22 protein-coding genes are annotated in these 22965 nt (G+C 65.4%); 5 read left to right on the forward strand and 17 right to left on the reverse strand.

Features of this window, described 5'->3' with window-relative positions; genetic code table 11:
• Nucleotides 1-6 precede the first annotated feature (6 nt).
• The 8 genes from QX132_RS02065 to QX132_RS02100 are packed head-to-tail and all read right to left on the reverse strand — an operon-like array spanning nucleotide 7 to nucleotide 8392.
• Nucleotides 7-726, reverse strand: coding sequence for an ABC transporter ATP-binding protein (locus tag QX132_RS02065; RefSeq protein ID WP_316159949.1), 720 nt, complete (start codon nucleotides 724-726; stop codon nucleotides 7-9).
• On the reverse strand, nucleotides 719-1474 hold the full coding sequence (locus tag QX132_RS02070; protein WP_316159950.1) for an ABC transporter ATP-binding protein: 756 nt from the start codon (nucleotides 1472-1474) through the stop codon (nucleotides 719-721). The genes QX132_RS02065 and QX132_RS02070 overlap by 8 nt, the downstream gene beginning before the upstream one ends.
• Complete coding sequence (locus QX132_RS02075; RefSeq protein WP_316159951.1) at nucleotides 1471-2472, reverse strand: branched-chain amino acid ABC transporter permease; 1002 nt, start codon at nucleotides 2470-2472, stop codon at nucleotides 1471-1473. Before QX132_RS02075 ends, QX132_RS02070 begins: the two co-directional genes overlap by 4 nt.
• Entirely contained in the window at nucleotides 2472-3344 is an 873-nt protein-coding gene (locus QX132_RS02080; RefSeq protein ID WP_316159952.1) for a branched-chain amino acid ABC transporter permease, read from the reverse strand. The genes QX132_RS02075 and QX132_RS02080 overlap by 1 nt, the downstream gene beginning before the upstream one ends.
• Before the next feature lie 10 nt (nucleotides 3345-3354).
• On the reverse strand, nucleotides 3355-4605 hold the full coding sequence (locus QX132_RS02085) for an ABC transporter substrate-binding protein (RefSeq protein ID WP_315780372.1): 1251 nt from the start codon (nucleotides 4603-4605) through the stop codon (nucleotides 3355-3357).
• A 24-nt stretch (nucleotides 4606-4629) separates the two neighbouring features.
• Entirely contained in the window at nucleotides 4630-7005 is a 2376-nt protein-coding gene (locus QX132_RS02090; RefSeq protein ID WP_316159953.1) for a xanthine dehydrogenase family protein molybdopterin-binding subunit, read from the reverse strand.
• Nucleotides 7002-7535, reverse strand: a complete 534-nt coding sequence (locus QX132_RS02095) for a (2Fe-2S)-binding protein (protein ID WP_315799099.1) — start codon at nucleotides 7533-7535, stop codon at nucleotides 7002-7004. Before QX132_RS02095 ends, QX132_RS02090 begins: the two co-directional genes overlap by 4 nt.
• Nucleotides 7532-8392 (reverse strand): xanthine dehydrogenase family protein subunit M, encoded by an 861-nt coding sequence (locus tag QX132_RS02100; protein WP_315799135.1) that lies wholly within the window; start codon nucleotides 8390-8392, stop codon nucleotides 7532-7534. Before QX132_RS02100 ends, QX132_RS02095 begins: the two co-directional genes overlap by 4 nt.
• 262 nt (nucleotides 8393-8654) lie before the next feature.
• On the opposite strand from QX132_RS02100, the gene QX132_RS02105 reads away from it, so the two are divergent.
• Complete coding sequence (locus QX132_RS02105; protein ID WP_315739308.1) at nucleotides 8655-9293, forward strand: TetR/AcrR family transcriptional regulator; 639 nt, start codon at nucleotides 8655-8657, stop codon at nucleotides 9291-9293.
• A gap of 72 nt (nucleotides 9294-9365) precedes the next feature.
• Here QX132_RS02105 and QX132_RS02110 read toward each other — a convergent pair whose 3' ends face one another.
• From QX132_RS02110 to QX132_RS02130, 5 genes are all read right to left on the reverse strand, one after another.
• Nucleotides 9366-9578 carry a hypothetical protein gene (locus tag QX132_RS02110; protein ID WP_315739307.1) on the reverse strand — a complete coding sequence of 71 codons (213 nt, stop codon included), beginning with the start codon at nucleotides 9576-9578 and terminating at the stop codon, nucleotides 9366-9368.
• A gap of 196 nt (nucleotides 9579-9774) precedes the next feature.
• Nucleotides 9775-11220 carry a cytochrome c oxidase accessory protein CcoG gene (gene ccoG, locus QX132_RS02115; protein ID WP_315770994.1) on the reverse strand — a complete coding sequence of 482 codons (1446 nt, stop codon included), beginning with the start codon at nucleotides 11218-11220 and terminating at the stop codon, nucleotides 9775-9777.
• A gap of 37 nt (nucleotides 11221-11257) precedes the next feature.
• Nucleotides 11258-11461 (reverse strand): DUF2892 domain-containing protein, encoded by a 204-nt coding sequence (locus tag QX132_RS02120; protein ID WP_315739305.1) that lies wholly within the window; start codon nucleotides 11459-11461, stop codon nucleotides 11258-11260.
• A 61-nt stretch (nucleotides 11462-11522) separates the two neighbouring features.
• The gene (trxC, locus tag QX132_RS02125) at nucleotides 11523-11963 is read right to left on the reverse strand and encodes a thioredoxin TrxC (protein ID WP_315739304.1); all 441 of its coding nucleotides are present in this window, start codon (nucleotides 11961-11963) and stop codon (nucleotides 11523-11525) included.
• The gene (locus tag QX132_RS02130; protein WP_315770992.1) at nucleotides 11960-13246 is read right to left on the reverse strand and encodes an FAD/NAD(P)-binding oxidoreductase; all 1287 of its coding nucleotides are present in this window, start codon (nucleotides 13244-13246) and stop codon (nucleotides 11960-11962) included. Before QX132_RS02130 ends, trxC begins: the two co-directional genes overlap by 4 nt.
• A gap of 97 nt (nucleotides 13247-13343) precedes the next feature.
• On the opposite strand from QX132_RS02130, the gene QX132_RS02135 reads away from it, so the two are divergent.
• From QX132_RS02135 to QX132_RS02150, 4 genes are all read left to right on the forward strand, one after another.
• The gene (locus QX132_RS02135) at nucleotides 13344-13673 is read left to right on the forward strand and encodes a metalloregulator ArsR/SmtB family transcription factor (RefSeq protein WP_315739301.1); all 330 of its coding nucleotides are present in this window, start codon (nucleotides 13344-13346) and stop codon (nucleotides 13671-13673) included.
• A 124-nt stretch (nucleotides 13674-13797) separates the two neighbouring features.
• Nucleotides 13798-14787 (forward strand): efflux RND transporter periplasmic adaptor subunit, encoded by a 990-nt coding sequence (locus QX132_RS02140; protein WP_315799098.1) that lies wholly within the window; start codon nucleotides 13798-13800, stop codon nucleotides 14785-14787.
• Nucleotides 14784-18005 carry an efflux RND transporter permease subunit gene (locus QX132_RS02145; RefSeq protein ID WP_316159954.1) on the forward strand — a complete coding sequence of 1074 codons (3222 nt, stop codon included), beginning with the start codon at nucleotides 14784-14786 and terminating at the stop codon, nucleotides 18003-18005. Before QX132_RS02140 ends, QX132_RS02145 begins: the two co-directional genes overlap by 4 nt.
• A gap of 9 nt (nucleotides 18006-18014) precedes the next feature.
• Complete coding sequence (locus QX132_RS02150; RefSeq protein ID WP_315739298.1) at nucleotides 18015-18374, forward strand: carboxymuconolactone decarboxylase family protein; 360 nt, start codon at nucleotides 18015-18017, stop codon at nucleotides 18372-18374.
• 7 nt (nucleotides 18375-18381) lie between these two features.
• Here the strand turns inward: QX132_RS02150 and QX132_RS02155 are convergent, their stop codons facing one another.
• From QX132_RS02155 to QX132_RS02170, 4 genes are read right to left on the reverse strand one after another with little or no spacing between them, the layout of a single operon-like run.
• Entirely contained in the window at nucleotides 18382-19596 is a 1215-nt protein-coding gene (locus tag QX132_RS02155) for a M20 family metallopeptidase (RefSeq protein ID WP_315777427.1), read from the reverse strand.
• A gap of 17 nt (nucleotides 19597-19613) precedes the next feature.
• Nucleotides 19614-21188 carry an ABC transporter ATP-binding protein gene (gene nikE, locus QX132_RS02160; protein ID WP_316159955.1) on the reverse strand — a complete coding sequence of 525 codons (1575 nt, stop codon included), beginning with the start codon at nucleotides 21186-21188 and terminating at the stop codon, nucleotides 19614-19616.
• Entirely contained in the window at nucleotides 21185-22015 is an 831-nt protein-coding gene (locus tag QX132_RS02165) for an ABC transporter permease (RefSeq protein ID WP_315739295.1), read from the reverse strand. Before QX132_RS02165 ends, nikE begins: the two co-directional genes overlap by 4 nt.
• Entirely contained in the window at nucleotides 22008-22955 is a 948-nt protein-coding gene (locus tag QX132_RS02170; RefSeq protein WP_316159956.1) for an ABC transporter permease, read from the reverse strand. The genes QX132_RS02165 and QX132_RS02170 overlap by 8 nt, the downstream gene beginning before the upstream one ends.
• Nucleotides 22956-22965 lie beyond the last annotated feature (10 nt).

Below are 22965 nucleotides of genomic sequence, written 5' to 3' on the forward strand. Positions count from 1 at the left end.
GAAGCATCACACCGCGCAATAGCGGTCCTGGATATCCTTGTCGGCCAGCAGCGCCGCGGCACTGCTCTCATGCACGACCTCGCCCTGGTCGATGATGACGGCGCGGTCGGCGAGCCGCAGCGCCCATTCGACATTTTGCTCGACCAGGAGCAGAGTCTTGCCCTGATCGCGCAGCCGCCGGAACAGCACGCCCATCTCTTCGACGAGCACCGGCATGATGCCTTCGGAGGGCTCGTCGAGCAGCACCATGCGCGGCTGCGCGATCAAGGCGCGGGCGATCGCCAGCATCTGCTGCTCGCCGCCCGACAGCGTGACGCCCTCCTGATCCAGCCGCTCGTTCAATCGTGGAAAGGTCTCCGCAATCTCGGCGAACGCCGCGCGCTCCTCGATGTCGGCCCTGGCCGCGACGAGCCCGAGCCGCAGGTTCTCGCGCACCGACAAGCCCGGCACAATGCGGCGCTCCTCCGGCACATAAGCGAGCCCGAGATGAAAGCGCTTGTGGGCCGCAAGCGGCAGCAGATCATGGCCGGCAAAGCGCACGCGCCCCGCGGCCCGGGGCATCAGCCCCATGACGGTGCGCAACGTCGTGGTCTTGCCGGCGCCGTTGCGGCCGACCAGCGCGACCACCTCGCCCTCGTTCACGCGCAGCGAGATGCCGTGCAGGACGTGGCTGGCGCCATACCAGGCCTGAACGCCGTCGAGCTCGAGCAACGCGGTCTCAGCCATAGCCTTCACTCTGTCCCAGATAGACCCGGCGCACGTCGGGGTTGGATCGGATGTCCTCAGGCTTGCCATCGGCAAGCAGCCGGCCGTGATGCAGCACCAGCACCCGCTGGCTCAGGCCCAGCACCATCTTCATCTTGTGCTCGACCAGCAGCACCGTGCGCTTCTCCGCCAGCCGCTCCAGAAGCACGACCATCTCCTTGGTCTCTTCCGGACCCATGCCCGCCGTCGGCTCGTCCAGCAGCAGCAGCTCCGGCTCGGACACCAGCGCAATCGCGATTTCCAGCGCGCGCTGCTGGCCGTGGGCCAGATACTTCGCAAGCTCGCCGCGCCTGCCGATCAGGCCGACGGCAGAGAGCGCCGCATCAGCGCGTTCGCCGAGCTCGGCAAGATCCGCGCGCTTGCGCCAGATGTCGTAGCTCACCCGCATCGCCTGGGCGGCGACCCGGACATTCTCGTGGACCGACAGGTCGGGAAAGATGTTGGTGATCTGGTACGACCGCGAGATGCCCTGATGTACGAAGCGATGCTGTGGCAGACCGTTCAGCTCGCGGCCCTTGAAGCGCAAGGTGCCACTGCTCGGCGACAGCGTGCCCGAGAGAATGTTGAAGAAGGTGCTCTTGCCGGCCCCGTTCGGGCCGATGATCGAGGTCAGCTCGCCGGCCGCGAACGCGACGGAGATGCCTTCGAGCGCGACGAAGCCGCCGAAGCGACGGCCGATCCCGTCCGCGCGCAACAGCTCGGTGCTCATCGCCGCTCCCTCGCGATCGGCAGCGCGTCCAGGAACGTGCCCCAGATGCCCTTGGGCAGGAACAGCACGAACACGACAAAGATGGCGCCGACCACGATCTGCCAGTGCGGCGTCCACAATGACACGACGTCCTCCAGGATCAGGAAGACCGCAGCCCCGACGAACGGCCCGAAAAAGCTGCGGGCGCCACCGAGCAGCACCATCATCACGATCATGCCGGAGGTCTGGTAGTGCAGGATGTCGAGCGGCACGATCGACAGATGCAGCGCCGACATGCAGCCGCCGACGGCGGAGATGGCGCCCGACAGCATGAACACGATCAGCTTGCAGCGCTCGACGTCGTAGCCGCACGCCCGCGCGCGCTGCTCGTTCTCCCTGATCGCCTCGATGACCGCGCCGAATGGCGAGTTGAGGATGCGCGACTGCACCCAGATCGCGATCGCCGCGAGCACCATCAGCACGTAATACTTGTTCACGGGATCGAGAAAGTTGATCTGTGCACCGAACAGACCGATGTGGTCGACCGTGAATCCTCGCAGTCCGTTCTCGCCGCCCGTGAAGGAGGAGGCCTGCAGCGCCACGTAGTAGACAAGTTGCGCCAGCGCGAGCGTGACCATGGAGAAATAGATGCCGCGGGTTCGCGTCGAGATGGTTCCGATCAATGCGGCAAGCGCCGTGCTCGCCGCGATCGCCACCGGCACTGCGGCAAACCACGGCAGGCCCCAGCGACCGATGGCGATGCCGGTCAGATACGCGCCGGTGCCGAAGAATGCGGCGTGACCGAACGACAGCAGACCGGTGTAGCCGAACAGGAGATTGTAGCCCATCACCACGACGCCATAGATCAGGACGTTCACGGCGAGCGCCTTCGACGGCAGCAGCCAGGGCAGCAGCGCCAGCGCGACCAGCGATACCAGCACGCGGTGATCCGCGAGGAAAGCGAAGAGGCGCTGCGCCTGATGGAGCGGCGGTGCCTCGCCGGTCGACTGCACCGTCATCACGCTCTCCCCCTGAGGCCGAACAGGCCCTGCGGCCGGATCAGCAGGACCGCGGCCATGAGCGCGAACATCACGATCGTCGCCATCTCGGGCGCGAACAGCGCGACCATGCTGATGCAGATCCCCACCATCAGCCCCGCGACCACGGCACCCACGATCGAGCCGAGGCCGCCGATCACGGTGACGACGAAGGCTTCCGCCAGCACCAGCGTTCCCATCTCGGGATTGACGCTGCGCATGGGTCCCGCCAGCACCCCGCCGAGCGCGGCAAGGCCGACGCCGAGGCCGAAGATCGCGAGCCACACCTTGCTGATGTCGACCCCGAGCACCCGCATGATCAGGGGATCACGGGCGCCGGCACGGACGATCAGGCCGACCCGGGTCTTCTCCAGGATCAGCCAGAGCACCAGCAGCACGACGGCGACCAGCGCGATCACGAACAGACGATATTTGGGAAAGAAGCCGACGCCGAGATCGACGACGCCGATCAATTGGGACGGCGTTGGAAACGGAATGCCGTCGCTGCCGAACACGATGCGCACGCCCTCGACCAGGATGTAGCTGAGGCCGAAGGTGAGCAGCAATGGATCATCGATCGAGCGGCCATACAGACGTCGGACCAGGACGAATTCGATCAGCATGCCGAACGCGCCGACCAGAATTGGCGCGAGTAGCAAGCCCCACCAGAAGCTACCGGTCAGCGATGCCAGATACAGACCGGCATAGGCCCCGATCATGAACAGCGCCCCATGGGCGAAATTGACCACGCCGAGCATGCCGAACACGATGGTGAGGCCGAGCGCAGTGATCACCAGCACCGCCCCAAGGGCGATGCCGGAAAACAGCTGCATGATGATCAGCGAGAGGTCCATGCGATCAGGATCAAGTCGGGTGGCCGAGTTCGCTGCAGCTTCGCAGCATCTCGTCCGCCCCTGGATCGCTGGCCACGATCGCGAACAGGTCGTTCTCGTTCGCCATCGCCGACTTCTTCTTGGATTCCAGCACCAGCACCGACTGCACCGACTGGTGGTCGCATTTGCGGTAATGCTGCGGGCCCTTGGTCAGATCGTATTGCAGTCCCTCCAGCGCCGCGACGACCTTATCGGTCTCGGTGCCGCCGGCGGCCTGCATCGCCTGCAACAGCGAGCCGACGCCGGAGTAGCCATAGGCGCCGTAGTCGGTCGGGATCGCGCCGCCATTGGCGGCCCGGAACGCCTTGTTGAACTCGGCCGCGGTCTTGTTCTGTGTCTCGAGACCCCAATAATAGTTGGCGCCGCCGACGACGCCCTCGAACACGTCGGGACCGACGGCGAGGCGCTGGTTGTGCAGGATCACCGGCACCACGATCTTCATCTGCTGCTTGATGCCGAAATCGACCGCCTGCTTGATCGCATTGGCCTGGTCGCGACCGAAATTGCTGATGCACAGCACGTCCGGCCGCAGCGACATCAGGCGCGGCATGAAGGTCGAATAGTCGGCCGCACCGAACGGATGCAGGATCTCGCCGACGCTCTCGGCACCAATCGCGGTCTGCGCCCGCTTGAAGCCGCGCAGCATCTCATGGCCATAGGCATAGTCGGCCACGAGATGGGCGACCTTCATGCCCTTCTTGATGGTCTGGCGGGCCACGGCCGCTGTGGTCATGTGCGGGTTCAGCGCCTCGTGGAAGGTGTATTTGCTGAAATCCTTGGCTTCGTTGATGGTGTCGGACTGGCTGATCGAGACGTAGATCACGCCGCGCGCCCGCGTCACCTCGTTGACGGCGAGCTGGACGGCGCTGGAGAGCGCCCCGACGATGGCGTGGACCTTGTCCTTCTCGATCAGCTCGAGCGTCCGCGTCGCCGCTTCGCCGGCATTGAGCTTGTCGTCACGCACCAGGAGCTCGACCTTGCGGCCGGCGATCCCGCCCTTGTCGTTGACCAGCTTGACCGCAAGCTCGGCGCATTTGACCTGGTCGCGGGCCTCGGCCGCGAACGGGCCGGTCAGCGGCGTCGGAAAGCCGATGCGGATGGTGTCATCGGCGGCGCGTCCCAGGCGCGGCATCGCGAGCGTGGCGACACCTGCCGACATCCCCATCAGCGCCGTACGGCGGGATATTCCTGTGCGTCGCAGCCTCGTCTCGTAGTTTGGCATGATCTCCTCCCTCATTCGTATTTCTTAGAACCGGTTGAGCGCCTTGAGCACGCGCGCAGGCGTGATGGGAATGGTGTTGATGGAGGCGTCGAAGGGCATCAGCGCATCATTGACCGCATTCAGCACACAGGCCGACGCGGCCGCGGTGCCGGCCTCGCCGCAGCCCTTTGCGCCGAGAATGGTGTCCGCCGTCGGCGTCTCGACGTGATCGATGGTAATGTCTGGCATCTCCAACGCCATCGGCACCAGATAGTCGGCCATCGACCCGTTGAGCAACTGGCCGGTCTCACCGTAACGGCACTCCTCGAACAGCGCAGCGCCAAGACCCTGCACGACACCACCGCGCAACTGCTCGTCGACCAGCATCGGGTTGATGATCCGGCCGCAATCCTCGACGACATAGTGCTTCAGCAGCCTGATGAAGCCGGTTTCGACATCGACTTCAAGGTAGCTGCCCTGAATGCCGTTGGTGAAGGCAAAGGGATAGCCCTGCGGCGCGAAATGATGGCTGACCGTCAGTTGCGCCTGAGTGCCCGGTGGCAAGGTGTCGGACCGGAAATAGGCGATGCGCGCGATCTCGGCGACCGGCAGACGCGTCTGCCCCGTCGCGACACTGACGATCTGGCCGTCGACGACGTCGAGCGCGGCGGGCTGCTCCTGCAGCACCAGCGCGGCAATCTCCAGAATGTTCGCCTTGAGCTTTCGCGCGGCCTGCAGTGCCGTCTCGCCACCAATGCCCGCGCCGCGGCAGGCCCAGGTCGCACCACCATGCGGCGTGACCTCGGTATCGCCGGTGATGATCTTGACGTGCTCCTGGGCGAGGCCGAGCTGGTCGGCGACGATCTGGCTGATGATCGCCTCGGTGCCCTGTCCCTGCTCGGTCACGGAGATCGCACAGCGCACCTCGCCCGACGGCGTCAGGCTGACGGTCGCGCCATCCTGCGAGGAGATGCGCGCGCCGCCGACGCCGTAGAACGCAGGGCTCGGGTTGGTGATCTCGACGAAGGTCGCAATGCCGATGCCGCGATAGATGCCGCGCCGATGCAGCTCGGTCTGCTCGGCGCGCAGCGCGTCGTAGTCCATGATCTCGCGCAGCCGCCGCAGGCAGACCTCGTGCGACAGCGCCTCGAACCTGTAGCCGCTCGGCGAGGCCGTCGGATAGGCATTGTCGGCGATCACATTCCTGGCGCGCATGGAAAACGGGTCGATCCCGACGCGGCTTGCGGCGAGATCCACCATGCGCTCGGTAACCGCGCAGGCGATGGGATGTCCGACCGCGCGGTACTGGCTGGTCTGCACCTTGTTCTGGAACACGACCTCGAGCGCGGCACGATAGGACTTGAAGTCATACGGCGCACCGATCAGGCGGATGACCTGATTGCCTTCGACGACGCTGGTGCGCGGATAGGTCGAGAACGCGCCGATCGCCGTGGCATCGTGGACGTCCATGGCAAGGATCTTGCCCTCGGCGTCGACGGCCATGCGCGCGCGGACATGGTGATCGCGGGCATGAATATCCGACACGAAGGACTCGATGCGGTCGGCGACGTATTTGACCGGGCGCCCGAGCAGGATCGACAGCCCGACAACCGCCATGTCCTCGTGGTAGACATGCAGCTTCATGCCGAACGAGCCGCCGATATCGGGCGCGATCACGCGCACGCCGGCTTCCGGGATGCCGTAGTGGCGAGCGTACAGATCCTGGAACTGGTAGGGCGTCTGCGTGGCGTGGTGCACCGTCAGCGCGCCGCTCTCGGGATCATAGTCCGCGACGATGGCCCGCGGCTCCAGCGTGACCGGGGTATGACGGCCGAAGCTGAATTCTTCCTCGATCACATGCGCGGCCGACGCGAAGGCCTCATCGACGCTGCCGCTGTCGAGCTGCGTGCGGAAACAGATGTTGGACGCCGCAACCGGATTGACCAGCGGCATCCCCGGCCGGCGCGCGGCGTCGAGATCGACCACCGCCGGCAGCTCCTCGTAGTCGACCGAGATCAGCTCCAGCGCATCCTCCGCAATCGCCCTGCTCTCGGCGACGACGGCAATCACGGCCTGCCCGGCCCAGACGACGCGATCCACCGGCAGCGGCAGCTGCGGCTCGGACGTCATGCCCTTGAAATGATCGAGCGTCCCGGTCCACGGCGTGCAGATCTTCGCCAGATCGGCGCCGGTCGCAACCAGATGCACGCCCGAAAGCGCCCGCGCTGCATCGACCTCGATGCGGATGATCCGTGCATGAGCATACGGGCTGCGCAGGAAGGCTGCGTACAGCATGCGAGGCAGGCGAATGTCGGTCACGTAGCGCCCGCGTCCGGCGAGCAGCCGCTTCGCATTCGGTCGCGGCACGGAGCGGCCGATATAGGAATTCGGACGGTCCAGCGAGGTCAGCGGCGCGCTCATCGCGACGAGCCCTCCGCGTCCTGCGATGCCGTTGCCGACCGCGCCGCAGCCACCGCGGCGATGGCGTCGACGATCGCTTCATATCCGGTGCAGCGGCAGAAATTCCCCGAAAGCGCGTCGCGGATGGTCTCGCGACTCGGCCGTGCAGCACGGGTCAGCAGCTCATGAGCGGTGATCAGCATGCCCGGCGTGCAGAACCCGCATTGCAGCGCATTGCGCCGATGAAACTCGGCCTGCAGGTCGGCGATCACGCCGCTCTCCGAGAGCCCCTCGATCGTATCGATCCGCGCGCCATCGGCCTGCACGGCAAACATCAGGCAGCCATGCACAGCTGCGCCGTCGAGCTGAACCAGGCAGGCGCCGCAGGCGCCCATTTCGCAACCGGCATGCGTGCCGGTCAATTCGAGCTGCTGGCGAAGACAATCCACCAGCGTGTCGCGAGGCGCGACGTCACAAGCCACCTTGCGGCCGTTGACGATGAGGCGAATGCGGACCTGCTCGTCGTCCTCGATGTCGACCAGCGCGCTCATGCGGCATCTCCGATCCGTCCCAGCAGCCGGCCGAGCAGAACGCGTGCGAGATGCAGGCGCATCGCCGCCGGAACATCGTCGCTGTCAGCAGGCGCGAGATCGTCATCAAGCGCAGCCTGGGCAGCCGCAATCCGTCCGGCATCGATCCGGCCGCCCGTCAGCGCTTCCTCCGCATGTCTCGCACGGGTCGGGACATTGCCGACCGAGAAGAACGCAATGCGGATGCGCTCGATCAGATCGCTCTGACAGGTCGCGAGCAGGCCGCAACCGACCAATGCATAGTCGCCGCGCCGGCGGGCCAGTTCATCGAACGCAATGCGCTGGCCGGCTTTGAAGAGAGGAACATGAACTGCGACGAGGATCTCGCCAGACGCGATCGCCGTCTCAAAAAGGTCGGTGAAGAAGTCATCGGCTTCGACGCGGCGCCGGCCGGACGTGCCGGCAATCTCGATCTCGGCGTCGAGCGCCAGCACCATCGCCGGAAATTCGGAGGCCGGGTCCGCCAGCGCGACACTGCCGCCCAAGGTCCCGCGATTGCGGATGGCAGGGTGCGCAACGAACGGCGCTGCGGCGCGCAACAGCGGCGCAAACTCGGCGATCAGCGGATCGGTCAGCATCTCGCAGTGCCGGGTCAAGGCGCCGATCCGCAACCACTCGCCGTCCCGCGTGACGCCGCGCAGCTCTGCAATGTGATTGATATCGATCAGAATACGCGGCGCCTGAAGACGCAACGCCAGCGCCGGAACCAGACTCTGGCCACCGGCAATGAAGCGTGCATCGTCGCCGGCGCCCGCATGAGCTTCGAGCGCCTCGCCGATCGTGTGTGCACGAAAATAGCTGAAAGCCCTCGCTTTCATCCGTTCCTCGCCGCCAGGGCTCGCCAGCCCGGAGTCCCAGATTTGTGACCATCTGGTCTTAAAAGAGTTGCACGCGGCGGCAGCGCGGTCAACCAGAAACGAACGATTGGTCACAAATCAGCTTTCGGGTATCAAGCAGGCTGTCGCCGCAATCGATGAGACCATGGCTAAGACCTCGAAGACAGCGAACGCTGAGACAAACGGCCGCGTTGGTGGAGGCCAGCGGAGAACCGACGGCCGTCCTCGCGCGAGGCGCCGCAATATGCGCGCCGCCGACCGCGAGCGCGTGATCGTGGATGAAGCCATCCGCTTTTTCGCCGAGCGCGGCTTCGAAGGCCAGACGCGGGAGCTCGCGAAGCGCATGGGTATCGCGCATTCGGTGATCTACCGGCACTTCCCCAGCAAGGAAGCCCTCATCGAGCGCGTCTATCAGGAGGTCTATCTGAGCCGCTGGTCGCAGGATTGGGGCCCGCTGATCCGCGATCGCAGCCATCCGCTGAAGGCACGGCTAACCGGCTTCTATCTCGACTATGTGGCGCGCGTGTTCGAATATAATTGGGTGCGGATCTTCGTGTTCTCGGGCATGAAGTCGTTCGGCATCACCGGTCGCTATCTCGACCTCGTCCGACGCGAGATCATCGAGCCTGCCGCGATCGAGCTGCGGCATGAATTGCAGCTCCCAGACGCCGCCACCTGCCCTCTCGGCAGCCGCGAGACGGAGATGTTCTGGGGACTGCACGGACGCATCTTCTATCTCGCGATCCGAAAGTTCATCTACGAGACACCCGTTCCATCCGACCTCGAGCAAACCGTGCGTGATGCGATCGACCTCTTCATGGACGGCGCCAGACTGGCGCTCCCGCGGCTCGTGCACGACGATCAGGCCGGAACAGCACGATGATCCGGCCCGTCGTCGGCGGCGATCTTGAGCAGGCTCTCCGAGGATACTGCACATGCCTGCCGGCTGCGGCCCTCACGCCGTTCGGCTACGCCCACCATTGCGGCTGATCTTCGCAGCGACGAGATAGGATAGCGGCATGGCGACGACGAATCCGACCAACGCCGCCAACGGGAGGTCCTTCATCGGGCTCGCAACCAGCCCCTGCACCGTCAACAATGCCGTAACCGCACTGCCTGCAAGCACGGTGCCCAGCATGACCCAGATGAGAATTGCGACCTTGAACATCTGTCTTTCTCCGCCAGTAGGAAAGCTTTCGATCCCTTGACGCGAGAATGCTCTGCTTGCGACTTCGAGCCGGCATTGATTTGGAACAACCGGACTCAGCAATCGAGGGAGGAGCGACTGCTCCTCCCTCGATCAGTCCCGATAAGCCCACGGAATGCCGCGGGCGCCTCATGATCGGCGATCGAACGACACTGCTCTATCGTGTCGCTGGAACGAAGTGATCTCGCTTGCTGACCGAAGTACCAGTCGCCGGATCCGTGATCTTGATCTCGATGTCCACCGGCGCGGAGGGAAGGTCGGCTCCCTTGGCCTCGATCGACATGCGGATCTCGCGGGTCTGGTCCTGGCCGACATCGATCACCATGCGACCGTCCTGCTCGCGCGTCTCGCCGGCCACCGTCACCTTGGCGTTCGGAAGCCCCACGACGTCCAGCACGAAGTCGCGCGCGCCGCGCTTGTTGAGCAGACGGACTGTGTAGTCGTTACGGACGCCGCCATCCGACAACTGCACGAACAGCGGGTTACGTTCATGCAGCACGTTGATGCCCATCGTGCCGCGCGTCGCCAGCGAGTACAGCATGATCCCGCCGACGATCGCGATGAAGCTCGCATAGATGACCGTGCGCGGCCGGATGATCCGGTAGATCTCGGGCTTACCTTCCTTGCGGCGCTGCACGTTGATGTCGGTGTCGTAACCGATCAGGCCGGTCGGACGGCCGATCTGGGTCATCACGCTGTCGCAGGCGTCGATGCAAAGGCTGCACTGGATGCAGCCGAGCTGGATGCCGTGGCGGATGTCGACGCCGGTCGGGCAGACGTTGACGCATTGGTGGCAGTCGATGCAGTCGCCGGCGGGAGCGCCCTGCAGCCGTGCGGCTTCCGCCTTCTTGACCGACATGCGCGGCTCGCCGCGGTCGCCCTTGTAGGTGACGTTGAGCGCCCATTCGTCGGTCAGCGCGGCCTGGATGCGCGGCCACGGGCACATGTAGATGCAGACCTGCTCGCGGGCGTGGCCGGCGAACACGTAGGTCGTCGCCGTCAGGATGCCGATCCAGAGATAGGCGATGAACGGCGCCTGGAAGGTGGCCAGATCCTTCACCAGCGTAGGCGCATCGTCGAAATACAGCACCCAGGCGCCGCCGGTCCACCAGCCGATCATGATCCAGAGGAAGTGCTTGAGCGCGGCTTGGCGAATATGGGTGAAGGTCCAGCCGCGCTTGTCGCTGAGGATGCGCTCACGGCGATCGCCCTCCACCCAGCGCTCGACGGCGTAGAACAGGTCGGTCCACACCGTCTGCGGACAGAGGTAGCCGCACCACAGCCGGCCGGCCACTGCATTCATCAGGAACAGGGCGACCGCCGCGATGATCAACAGCCCCGTGAAGTAGTAGACCTCCTGCGGCCACAACTCGATGAAGAAGAAGTAGAACCGGCGATGCGGGAAGTCGACCAGCACCGCCTGGTTCGGCATGCCGGGACCGCGATCCCAGCGGACGAAGGGCAGCAGGTAGTAGATGCCGAGCGTGATGCACAGGATCGTCCACTTGATGCGCCGGAAGCGGCCGTGCACGGCCGCCGGATAGACCTTTTCGCGCGCCTTGTAGAGCGGCCCGACGATGTAGGTTTCGTCCGAGTCAGCCATGATATCCTCGCTTCATCTTGCCGTCCTTCCGACCGATTCAGGAGAACGCGTTGCCGCTCTTGAGCCCCAGCTTCTTGAAGACGATCGCTGCCGGACAGAAGCCCGTGAACGAGGCCTGGATCATGTTCACGCCAGCAAAGGCCGCCAGCAAGAACCAATAGGGACTGACGTACCAGCCCAGGGCCAGACTGAGCAGGACGACGATCCCTGCGAAGGTGAGAACTGCTTTGTCGACGTTCATGACATACTCCCTCATGGTTGCATTTGAGCGTAATCAAGCAAGTGCCGGTCCGGCCGTATGGCTATTGCCGCAGGCCGGACAGTGTCCAGGCGACGATTCGTTGCGAGTCCATCGCACCCGAAATCCGCGCCAGCTCCCGACCCTGCTGCAGCAGCAGCATGGTCGGAATTCCGGAGATGCCGAGCCGTGCCGAAACTTCCGGCGCCTCGTCCGAGTTCAGCTTAAGGAGTTGCACACGCGGCTCCAGCTCCTGGGCCGCACGCGCGAACATTGGCGCCATCGCACGGCATGGGCCGCACCACGGCGCCCAGACGTCGACGAGCAGCGGCAAACTGCTATGCGCGACATGTCGCTCGAACGCGGGCTGGTCGACCTCGATCGGATGGCCGCTGAACAGCGGCGTATGACACTTGCCGCATTTCCCCTGCGCCGGCGCCCGGTCCGCGGGCAGACGGTTGATCTGCCCGCAATGGCCGCACACGATCTGCAAGCCGTTGCTCATGTCCCGGTCCTGACTTCCTTGATCTTGGCGATGTTGAGCCGGTCGAGCAGGAACTTCTCGTAGAACGGCTCGGGCGTCCCGCGCCTCATCTTGCGCAGGAAGTACTTCTCGAAGGCGACCTTGGCGTAGTGCACCCACTCCCCCTTCGACGACCAGTTGACGTTGCGCGGCGGGATCTGCGGCTGAGCCAGGAAGGCGACGCCGGAATCGCCGAAATCGGCAAGACAGATCGCGTTCCAGGTCGGCTCGGCTTTTGGCTCCTCGCCGCGCAGCAGCGCCCCGATGTTCAAGGCCGTCGCCGTCACCATCGATTCGATCATGAAACCCGTCTTGGGCACCCCGACCGGCACCGGCGTCGGCCCGATCGGCGGGATCGCAACGCAGACGCCGATGGCAAACACGTTGGGGAAGGTCGGATTGCGCTGATGCTTGTCGACGACGACAAAGCCGCGCGGATTGGTCAGCTTGTCGATGCCTCTGACGGCGCCGACGCCGCGGAATGCCGGCAGCATCATCGAATAGGCGAACGGCAGCTCATGCGTCTTGCGGACGGAGCCGTCGTCGGCGATCTCCTCCACGAACATGCGGCCGTCCTCGACCTTGGTGACGCGCGCGCTGGTGATCCACTTGATGTGCTTCTCGCGCATCTCGCTCTCCAGCAAGCCTTTGGTGTCACCAACACCGTCGAGGCCGAGATGACCGATATAGGGTTCGGATGTCACGAAGGTCATCGGCACCTGGTCGCGCAGCTTGCGGCGGCGCAGCTCTGTCTCCAGGATGAACAGGAATTCGTAGGCCGGTCCGAAGCAGGATGCGCCCTGCACCGCGCCGACGATCACCGGGCCAGGCTTCTCGGCCAGCCTGTCGAATGCCGCCTTGGCATGGGCGGCGTGGTCGACATGGCACACGGACTGCGTATGTCCATCCGGTCCGAGCCCTGGAATCTCATCGAAGGCGAGCTCGGGACCGGTCGCGACGACGAGATAGTCGTAAGCCACCATGGCGCCGTCCGTGAGCTCGACCTGGTTCTCGGCGGCGTGCACCCTCTTGGCGCCCTGCGTCAACAGCCGGATGCCCTTGCGCTGCATGACGTCGACCAGATCGATCTCGATCTCGTCGCGCTTACGCCAACCGACGGCGACCCATGGGTTGGACGGCACGAAATGATAGGAGGACCCCTGCGAGATGACGGTCACGCGATCCTCCTTTCTCAGCTGGGGCAACAATTCATAAGCCATCAGGGAGCCGCTCAGCCCCGCTCCGATCACGACAACATCCGCCATTGGGTCCTCCATCGCCTTGCTTCGTTATTGTTTCGCCCAGCCGCGACCTCACGAGCTGGCCTTGACTATATATTCGAATATCTGTATATACGCAACTATGAAATTTAATGCTGACATCATGGAAGCGGCGGCCGACCAGGCCAGTGACCTCTTGAAGGCGCTGTCGAACCGGCACCGGCTCCTGATCATCTGCCAGCTGGTCGACAACGAACGGTCTGTCGGCGAGCTTGCTGCATTCCTCGGCCTGCGTGACTCGACCGTCTCGCAGCACCTCGCACTGCTGCGCAAGGACGGCCTGGTCACCGCGCGGCGCGAGGGGCAGACGATCTACTATTCGATCACCAGCGAGCCGGCTCGCGAGGTCCTGAAGACCCTCTATCAGGTCTATTGCGCAACGCGGCCGCCGAAACCTGCGCCGAGACTATGACGGCGCGATCCCGCCGACTTGACTAGCATCAAGTGGGAACCCGCATCCCGGTGGGATTTATGTACCACCCACGGATGTTTCGCCTTACCCAATTTAGGTCAATAGAAGAGACAGGAATAGGCTGATGCGCAGATTATCGGTCCTGAGCTTGGTCGCCGCGATGGCGTGGCAGGCGGTGCCGGCCCTTGCGGAGACGCTGACGGTGGCGCCACGGCAGGTCGCCGACGAGAAGGCGGTGTTCGCGACGGTGGAGAGCATCAGCGTGGTCCCTGCCCGCGGCCGCATCGGCGGCACCATCGTGCAGCTTTCGGTGCGCGAAGGCGACCCGGTCAAGCGCGGCCAGCCCATCGCCTTGATCGGCGATGAAAAGCTGGCCCTGCAGATCAAATCGCTCGACGCCCAGATCGAAGCGCTGCAGGCGCAAGCCAACCAGGCGCAGATCGACTTCACACGCACCGAGGGCCTCGTCGAGCGCGGCACCCTGCCCCGCATCAAGCTCGACGAGACGCGCACGGCGCTCAACGTCGCCGAGAACGGGCTGCGGGCCAAGACCGCCGAGCGTGCCGTGGTCAACCAGCAGATGAGCGAAGGCCAAGTGCTGGCGCCCGACGACGGCCGCGTGCTGAAAAAGCTCGTTGCCGTCGGATCGGTCGTTCTGCCGGGCGATCCCGTGGTGACCGTGGCGCAGCAGAACTTCAAGCTGCGACTGCGCGTGCCCGAGCGGCACGCTCTCTTTCTCAAGGCGGGCGACAGGGTGCGGGTCGACGGCGCCGAGTTCGGTGACAGCGCCGACAAATGGGGTGTGATCGACCTGGTCTATCCGCAGATCGAGGAAGGCCGTGTCGTGGCCGACGCGATCGTCTCCGGTCTCGGCCAGTATTTCGTCGGCGACCGGCTCCGGGTCTGGATCTCCGGCGGCCAACGCGATGCCTACGTGATCCCGCAGCGCTACGTCACAACACGGTTCGGCATCGATTATGTCCAGTTGCAGCAAGGGACGCAGAAGGTGAGCGTTCCGGTGCAGCGCGGCCGCGCTCTGCCGAGCGCCGATCTCCCCGATGGACTTGAAATCCTGTCCGGCCTGCGCGCTGGCGACCAGTTGGTGCAGCCGTGAAACTCGGACTCTCAGGCAAGCTTACCCAGGCGACCATCGCCTCGCCGCTGACGCCGCTGTTTCTGCTCGCGGCGCTCGTGGTCGGCCTCATCGCCGTCGTCGTGATCCCGCGCGAGGAAGAGCCGCAGATCAGCGTGCCGATGGTCGACATCCGTGTCAACGCCGACGGCCTGCGTGCGCCTGACGGCGTCGAGCTCGTGACCAAGCCGCTGGAGACCATTGTCAAAGCGATCGATGGCGTCGAGCACGTCTACAGCCAGACCGAGGACGACCGTGTCATGGTCACCGCGCGGTTCCTGGTGGGGACCAAGTTCGAGGACGCAATCCTGCGCGTCCACGAGAAGCTACGCGCCAACCTCGACCGCATCCCCGTCGGCATTCCCGAGCCGCTGATCGTCGGCCGCGGCATCAACGACGTCGCCGTCACTGTGCTGACACTGTCGCCGAAGCCTGAAGCCGCCGGGCGCTGGTCCGACAAGGACCTCTACGAGCTCGCCGACAAGCTGCGGGCGGAGCTGACCAAGGTCGACAATATCGGCCTGACCTATATCTCCGGCGGCGGTGCCCAGCAGATCCGGGTCGAGCCCGATCCGGAAAAACTGTCGCTGTTCGGCGTGACCCTGCAGCAGCTCGTCGCCAAGGTGAAGGACGCGAACCGATCGTTCCTGGCCGGAGACGTTCGCGACGGCGGCATCGTGCGCAATGTCGCCGCGGGCCAGACGCTCACGGGCATCCCGGACATCGGCCTGCTGCTGATCTCGACGCGCGACGGTCGTCCCGTCTATGTGCGCGACGTCGCCACCGTCGTCATCGGCCCCAACCTCGCAGAGCATCGCGTCTGGGATGACGCCCGCAACGACAAGGGCGATTGGCACCGGGTGCCGGCGGTGAGCCTCGCGCTCGCCAAGCGCGCCGGCGCCAATGCCGTGGTGGTGTCTCACGACATCGCGCAGCGCCTCGAAGGGCTGAAGGCCAGTCTCATTCCGAGCGACGTCGCAGTCACGGTGACGCGCGACTACGGCGAGACCGCCAACGAGAAGGCCAACGAGCTACTGTTCCATCTCGGCCTCGCCACGATCTCGATCGTCGTGCTGATTGCGGTCGCCATCGGCTGGCGCGAGGCCCTCGTGACCTTCGTGGTGATTCCGACCACGATCCTGCTGACGATGTTCGCCGCCAATCTGATGGGCTACACGATCAACCGTGTCAGCCTGTTTGCCCTGATCTTCTCGATCGGCATCCTGGTCGACGACGCCATCGTCGTGGTCGAGAACATCGCCCGCCACTGGGGCATGCATGACGGCCGGCCGCGCCTGCAGGCCACCATCGAGGCCGTCGCCGAAGTCGGCAACCCCACCGTTGTCGCGACCTTGACCGTGGTCGCCGCCCTGTTGCCGATGCTGTTCGTGTCGGGACTGATGGGCCCCTACATGGCGCCGATCCCGGCCAACGCCTCGGCGGCGATGCTGTTCTCGTTCTTCGTCGCCATGGTGGTGGCGCCGTGGCTGATGCTGCGGCTGGCGCCGAAGTCGACCAGCGCCTCGGCAGGCTCTCATGACGCGCATGGCGAAGGCCGTCTCGGACGCATCTACCGAAGCGTCGCGCGCCCGATCGTCGCCAGCAAGCGCTCCGCCTGGATCTTCCTGCTCGGCGTCGGTATCGCCACCTTGCTGTCGATGACGCTGTTCGCCACCAAGTCCGTCACCGTCAAGCTGCTGCCGTTCGACAACAAGTCGGAGATCGCCGTGATGGTCGATCTGCCCGAAGGCGCGAGCCTGGAGGATACCGAGCGCACGCTGTTCGCGGCCGCCGACATCGCGCATGGGCTGCCGGAGATCACGACCGTGCAGAGCTATGCCGGCACGGCGGCGCCGTTCAACTTCAACGGTCTCGTGAGGCACTACTATCTGCGGGAGCGGCCCGAGCTCGGCGAGCTCCAGGTCAATCTCGCCGCGCGCGGCGACCGCAAGCGCGCGAGCCACGACATCGCGCTCGAGCTGCGCCAGCGGCTGAAGAGCATCCCTGTGCCGGCCGGCACCAGCATCAAGGTGGTCGAAGTGCCGCCCGGGCCTCCGGTGCTCGCCACCCTGCTGGCGGAAATCTACGGTCCGGACGCGGCGACTCGGCGCGCCGTCACCACCGAACTCAAGAAGGTCTTCGCCGACGTTCCCTTCATCGTCGACATCGACGATTCCATCGGTCAGCGACGACCGCGGCTGCGACTGTCGATCGACCAGGACAGTCTCGAGTTCTTCGGTGTCGAGCAGCGAGACGTCTACGACACGATCCAGACGCTGTTCGGCGGCGTCTCGGTCGGCTACTCGCATCGCGGCGAAGACCGCAATCCGATCGAGATCGCCGTGCGTCTGCCGAAGCACGACAAGAGCTGGAGCCAGGCCCTGGCATCGACGCCGGTGCCCGCCAACACGGTGCCTGGCAGCAAGACCGTCGTCGAACTCGGCCAGGTCGTGAAGGCCACCATGGAAGAGGGGTCGCCGACGATCTTCCGCCGTGACGGCCGCTTTGCCGACATGGTGATGGCCGAACTCGCCGGCCGCTTCGAGGCTCCGCTCTACGGCATGCTCGCGGTCGCCGACCGGATCGACGCCCATGACTGGGGCAAGCTGCCGAAGCCCGTGATCGGCTTCCACGGCCAGCCCAAGGACGAGTCCCGTCCGACGCTGCTGTGGGATGGCGAATGGGAGATCACCTACGTGACCTTCCGCGACATGGGCGCCGCATTCGGCGCCGCCATCCTCGGCATCTACGTTCTGGTCGTGGCGCAGTTCAAGAGCTTCCGGCTGCCGCTCGTGATCCTCACGCCGATCCCGCTGACCCTGATCGGCATCCTGCTCGGCCACTGGTTGCTGGGCGCGCCGTTCACGGCGACGTCGATGATCGGCTTCATCGCGCTGGCCGGCATCATCGTCCGCAACTCGATCCTGCTGGTCGACTTCATCCGCCACAGCGGCGGCGAGGGCAAGACGTTGCGCGACGTCGTGCTGGAGGCCGGCGCCGTGCGCTTCAAGCCGATCCTGCTGACGGCGCTCGCGGCGATGATCGGTGCGGCGACGATCCTGCTCGACCCGATCTTCCAGGGGCTGGCGATCTCGCTGCTGTTCGGCCTGGCCTCATCCACCCTGCTCACCGTGCTCGTGATCCCCGCGATCTACATCGCGCTGCGCGAGCCCGGCAAACCCACCACGAAGATGTCCTAGGAGATGATGATGGACAAGAACTACCCCGAGCTCTGCAAGGACATTTCCGGCAATCTGCGAACGCTGCGCAAGGACATCCCTGAGGTCATGCAGGGCTTCTCTGCACTGGCTCAGGCCGCGAGTCGCGACGGCGCCCTCGACAAGAAGACCAAGGAGCTGATCGCGCTGGCGATCGGCGTTGCCGTCCGCTGCGACGGCTGCATCGGCTTCCATGCCGACGCGCTTGTGCGTCTCGGCGCGACCCGCCAGGAGGTCGAGGAAACGCTCGGCATGGCCATCTACATGGGCGGCGGACCGTCGCTCATGTATGCCGCCGATGCGATCGCGGCCTTCGAACAGTTCCAGGAACAAGCGACAGCCGCCGCCTGACGCGGCATCAGCCGCAGATGTCGAGAATCGCCAGCATGTAGATGCGGATCATGTCGAGATAGTCGGGAATGTCGACGCGCTCGTCAGGCATCGTGTTGTAGCGGCCGCCCGGCCCGCAGACGATGCCCTCCATGCCGCCATAGGTATAAAGATGGCCAGCATCGGTGCCATAGAAGCAGCTGGGCGCCACCGGGCCCGTCGGCTGGGCGGCGCCGCGCACGACGCGATACGCATTGTTGACGGCACGGACGATCGCGCTCTCGGGCGCGACCTCGAACGGCGGCATGGTCGGTACGCCGGCGCGATCCTCCGACATCAGATGAGCCTTCAGGCCGGGAAAACGCGCCTCCAGCGCATCGAGCTCGCGCCGCATGTCCGCCAGCGCGCCTTGCTCGGTCTGCCCTGGTGCATAACGGCCGGAACCCTTGATGCGGACGAAATCCGCGACCTGCGGCGTCCGCCACTCGTGCAGCTCGCGACCGAGCGCGCCGTGCACGACGCCGACATGAACGCGGTTGATAGCCTCATGTGCCGGCGAACGCGCGCCGGAGAATCGCATCGCATTGAGACGCGGAATGAGATCGCAGGCGGCAGTGATGGCGTCAACCGCCTCCTCCCGCTTCGACAGATGCCGCGTGTTGCCGACGAGCTCGATGATGAACATGAATGCCGCGGCATGCATCGTCATCGCCTTGAGGTCGGTTGGCTCAGAATTGATGAAATAGTCCGCGCGCAGCCCCTGCTTCAGCAACGAGTAGGTGCCGACCCCACCCTGCAGCTCGCCGACCACATAGGTCAGGATGACGTCGCCCCTCAGCTTGACGCCGGCCTCGATCAGCGTCTTGACCGCACAGAAATAGGCGGCGTCGCCGGCCTTCATGTTTGACACGCCGATTCCGTAGACGAAGTCGTCGTCCACCTTCCCTGCCCAGGGGTCGACGGTCCAGCCTTCCGTCACCGGATTGGTATCGACATGGCCGTTGAACAGCAGACTCTTGCCGCCGCCGGTGCCGTTCCAGCGGCCGACGGCGTTGACGCGGCCTTCGGCACCGAACGGCGCGACGGCCGCATCCAGGCCGATCTCGCTCATCTGCTCGGCCATGAACGTCGCGAGCTGCCTCTCGCCTTCGGTCTTCGAATAGCTCTTATGCTGTACCATGCGCGACAGCAGTGCGAGCGACTCCGGGACGGAGATACGGGCGAGCAGGTCGTTGCGATCCATGGGGGCAATCCTTGCGGTCAGCCAACGGGCGCTGGCGAGGCCGCCATCAGCTCGCGGGTGTAAGGGTGAACGTCGTCTGCGCCGAAGGCATCGACGGCACGGCTGTCGACCAGCCGGCCGTGGCGCATCACGACGATGCGGTGCGCGATCTGCCTGATGAGGTTGAGATCGTGGGTGATGAAGAGATAGGCCGCGCCGGTCTCGGCGCGCAAAGCCAGCAGCAGCTCGATGATCCGGGCCTGGACGGAGACATCGAGAGGCGCCGTGATCTCGTCGCAGATCACCAGGCGCGGTCGCGCCGCAAAAGCACGCGCGATCGCGACGCGCTGCTTCTCGCCGCCGGATAGCTGGTGCGGCCAGCGCATCGCATAGGACGCTGGCAGCCGGACCTGATCGAGAAGGCGCGGCACTGAGGCGACATCACCGCCGTAGAGCCTCAAGGGACGCGACAGGATCTCGCCGATGCGGTGACGCGGATTGAGCGAGGAATCCGGGTGCTGGAACACGATCTGAACATCGCGACGATAGGCGGAATTCATGTCGCGGGCCCCGCGCAGCATCCGGCCGTCGAAACTGATGGTACCGTCGAAGCGGGCGAGCCCGGTCAGGGCGCGCGCCATGGACGATTTCCCCGAGCCGGATTCGCCGACGAGGCCGACGATTTCGCCTGCGCGGATGTCGACATCGACGGCCTTGGTTGCCGGTGGTGGCGACGCGCGGAACAGGCTGGCCCGGCCGTAATGCACCTCGATGCCACGCGCCTCAAGCACCACGGCAGCGCCCGGCTGATCATTCACGAGCCGCCGCTCCGGACGCGGCACCGCGGCGATGAGTGCCTTGGTATAGTCGTGCTCCGGCGTCCGAAATATATCAGATGCCCCCGCCTGCTCGACGACGCGGCCGTGCCGGATCACCGCGACGCGATCGGCGACGCGGGTCATCATCGCGAGATCGTGCGAGATGTAGAGCGCAGCGACGCCCGTTTCCGCGCGCAGGCGCGCGAACAGCTCGATGATACGGGCACCGGTGATGACATCGAGCGCTGTCGTGGGCTCATCGAACAGGATGACATCGGGCCGGCAGCCGAAGGCCGTCGCGATGATCACCCGCTGCTTCTCGCCGCCGGAGATCTCGTGCGGATAGCGCCGCAGCACCGCCGCGGGGTCACGCAGCTCGACATGGCCGAGCAGCTCGATCGCGAGATCCCTGGCGGCCCGCGCGTTCAGACCGCGATGACGCATCAGCGTCTCGGTGATCTGATGGCCGATGGTCAGTGTCGGATTCAACGCGGTCGACGGGTCCTGGAACACCATGCCGATCCGGCGGCCCCGCACCTCGGTGAGTTGCTTCGGGCTCAGAGACCGCAGGTCGATATCGCCGAGGCGCAGCGATCCCGAGATCTCGCGGGCATTGGCCGGCAGATGCCGCATCAGCGCCCAGGCCAGCGAACTCTTGCCGGAGCCGGATTCGCCCACGAGGCCGAGCACCTCGCCCGGCGCGATCTCGAGTGACACGTCGCGCAGCACCTCGACGGCGCCCGCCGATGTGACGTAGTCCAGCCCGTAATTGGTGATGGCGAGCGCCGGCTTCATCGATCGTCCCGCGGATGCAGCGCGTCGCGCAGCGCATCGCCGACGAGATTGAAGGCGATCGCCGACAGCGCGATCGCCGCCGAGGGCGCGATCAGGATCCACGGCGCCTGGTGCATGTATTGCCGCGCATCGGCCACCATCAGCCCCCATTCGGATGCTGGCGGCTGCGCTCCCAGGCCAAGGAAGCTCAGCGTAGCGAACAGCATCACCGCAAACGACACCCGGATCGTGGCCTCGATGATGATCGGGCCCATCACGTTGGGAAGCATTTCGCGAAAGATGATCTGCGATGCCGCCTCGCCGCGCGCGATGGCGGCCTTGACGTAGTCCTGATTGCGCACCGCAAGGGCTACGGAGCGCGTGACCCGCGCCATGCCAGGCGCAAACGCAAAGCCAATCGCGATCACCGCGTTGACAGCCCCATTGCCGAGCGTGCTGACCAGCAGCAGCGCCGTGAGGAGACCGGGAATGGCCATCACAGCATCGTTGGTGCGCATGATGAATTCGTCGGCCTTGCCGCCGAGATAGGCCGATGCGACGCCTATCACGGCGCCCATCGCGCTGCCGGCGAGCGTCGCCGCGAGCGCCATCGGAACGGTGGCGCGCGCGCCGGACAGCAGGCGGCTCAGCACGTCGCGGCCGAACTGGTCGGCGCCCAGCCAGTTCTGCCATCCCGGCGGGCGGAAACGGCCGAGAAAATCCATCTTCTCCGGCCCATAGGGCGCGAGCCACGGGCCGAGGATGCAGACGATGGCGAGGGCAACGAGCAGCATCACGCTGATCGCCCCCTGCGGCTTGCGGATCATCCTGCCGAACAGCTCAGTCATAGCTGATCCGTTTGTCGAGCAGCGCGTAGACGACATCCGCCAGCGTGTTGGTGATCGCGTAGGTGACCGCCATGATCATCGCGCCGGCCTGGATCGACGGCAGATCGCGGGTGGTGATGGCGATCATCAATGCGCGGCCGATGCCGGGGATGGCGAAAATCTCCTCGATGACGATGATGCCGCCCAAGAGATAGCCGACGTCGAGCGCGACGATGGTGATAACCGGCAGCAGCGCGTTGCGCATCACGTGCCGCACCAGCACCGTCCGCTCAGGCAGGCCCTTCAGCCGCGCCGCGCGAACGTAGTCGGACTGCAGCACGTCCAGCGTCTCCGAGCGCATCATGCGCATGACATGCGCGACGAGAATCACCGAGACCGTCAGGACCGGAAGGATCAGATGGCGTAGCGCCAGCCCGGCATCCTCCAGCGGCGACACGTAGCCGGTCGCCGGCAGCCATGGCAGGATGTCGGTCAGCAGCAGCGCCAGCACGGTTGCGGTGACGAATTCCGGCAGCGAGACCCCGAGATATGCGATCACGCTGGTCGTCGTATCCGTCGGCCGGCCCTTGCGGAGCGCCGCGAAGATTCCGAGCGGGACTGCGATCAGAAGAGTGACGACGAGCGCGCCAGCTGCCAGCAGCAGAGAGCGCGACAGCGCCGTCAGCATCTCCGGCGCGACCGACAGGCCGGTGCGCATGGAGACGCCGAAATTGCCCGTGGCCGCGTGCGCGACCCAATGCGCGAATTGCAGCCGGACCGGATCGTCGAGCCCGAGCCGGCTGCGAACGGCTGCCAGCGCCTCTGGCGAGGCGTTCTCGCCAAGCAGCGTTTGCGCGGCATCAGCCGGCAGCGCCTGCGTGATGGCGAACACCAGCACGCTGACGATGACGACCGTGTAGACCATCAGGAGCAGCCGCCGTAGCAGCCAAGCGAATGACACCGCTCGGATC

It is taken from the genome of Bradyrhizobium sp. SZCCHNRI20481 (assembly GCF_032485055.1).
In the GTDB taxonomy this organism is placed as follows: domain Bacteria; phylum Pseudomonadota; class Alphaproteobacteria; order Rhizobiales; family Xanthobacteraceae; genus Bradyrhizobium.

Coding starts and splice junctions, on each gene's coding strand:
- QX132_RS02120 (WP_315739305.1), bottom strand. CDS start 11,461: ATGAACGTCGACAAAGCAGTTCTCACCTTCGCAGGGATCGTCGTCCTG.
- QX132_RS02110 (WP_315739307.1), bottom strand. CDS start 9,578: ATGTTCAAGGTCGCAATTCTCATCTGGGTCATGCTGGGCACCGTGCTT.
- QX132_RS02105 (WP_315739308.1), top strand. CDS start 8,655: ATGCGCGCCGCCGACCGCGAGCGCGTGATCGTGGATGAAGCCATCCGC.
- QX132_RS02075 (WP_316159951.1), bottom strand. CDS start 2,472: ATGACGGTGCAGTCGACCGGCGAGGCACCGCCGCTCCATCAGGCGCAG.
- nikE (WP_316159955.1), bottom strand. CDS start 21,188: ATGAAGCCGGCGCTCGCCATCACCAATTACGGGCTGGACTACGTCACA.
- QX132_RS02080 (WP_316159952.1), bottom strand. CDS start 3,344: ATGGACCTCTCGCTGATCATCATGCAGCTGTTTTCCGGCATCGCCCTT.
- QX132_RS02165 (WP_315739295.1), bottom strand. CDS start 22,015: ATGACTGAGCTGTTCGGCAGGATGATCCGCAAGCCGCAGGGGGCGATC.
- QX132_RS02085 (WP_315780372.1), bottom strand. CDS start 4,605: ATGCCAAACTACGAGACGAGGCTGCGACGCACAGGAATATCCCGCCGT.
- QX132_RS02150 (WP_315739298.1), top strand. CDS start 18,015: ATGGACAAGAACTACCCCGAGCTCTGCAAGGACATTTCCGGCAATCTG.
- QX132_RS02155 (WP_315777427.1), bottom strand. CDS start 19,596: ATGGATCGCAACGACCTGCTCGCCCGTATCTCCGTCCCGGAGTCGCTC.
- QX132_RS02135 (WP_315739301.1), top strand. CDS start 13,344: ATGAAATTTAATGCTGACATCATGGAAGCGGCGGCCGACCAGGCCAGT.
- QX132_RS02140 (WP_315799098.1), top strand. CDS start 13,798: ATGCGCAGATTATCGGTCCTGAGCTTGGTCGCCGCGATGGCGTGGCAG.
- QX132_RS02065 (WP_316159949.1), bottom strand. CDS start 726: ATGGCTGAGACCGCGTTGCTCGAGCTCGACGGCGTTCAGGCCTGGTAT.
- ccoG (WP_315770994.1), bottom strand. CDS start 11,220: ATGGCTGACTCGGACGAAACCTACATCGTCGGGCCGCTCTACAAGGCG.
- QX132_RS02130 (WP_315770992.1), bottom strand. CDS start 13,246: ATGGCGGATGTTGTCGTGATCGGAGCGGGGCTGAGCGGCTCCCTGATG.
- QX132_RS02095 (WP_315799099.1), bottom strand. CDS start 7,535: ATGAGCGCGCTGGTCGACATCGAGGACGACGAGCAGGTCCGCATTCGC.
- QX132_RS02070 (WP_316159950.1), bottom strand. CDS start 1,474: ATGAGCACCGAGCTGTTGCGCGCGGACGGGATCGGCCGTCGCTTCGGC.
- QX132_RS02090 (WP_316159953.1), bottom strand. CDS start 7,005: ATGAGCGCGCCGCTGACCTCGCTGGACCGTCCGAATTCCTATATCGGC.
- trxC (WP_315739304.1), bottom strand. CDS start 11,963: ATGAGCAACGGCTTGCAGATCGTGTGCGGCCATTGCGGGCAGATCAAC.
- QX132_RS02100 (WP_315799135.1), bottom strand. CDS start 8,392: ATGAAAGCGAGGGCTTTCAGCTATTTTCGTGCACACACGATCGGCGAG.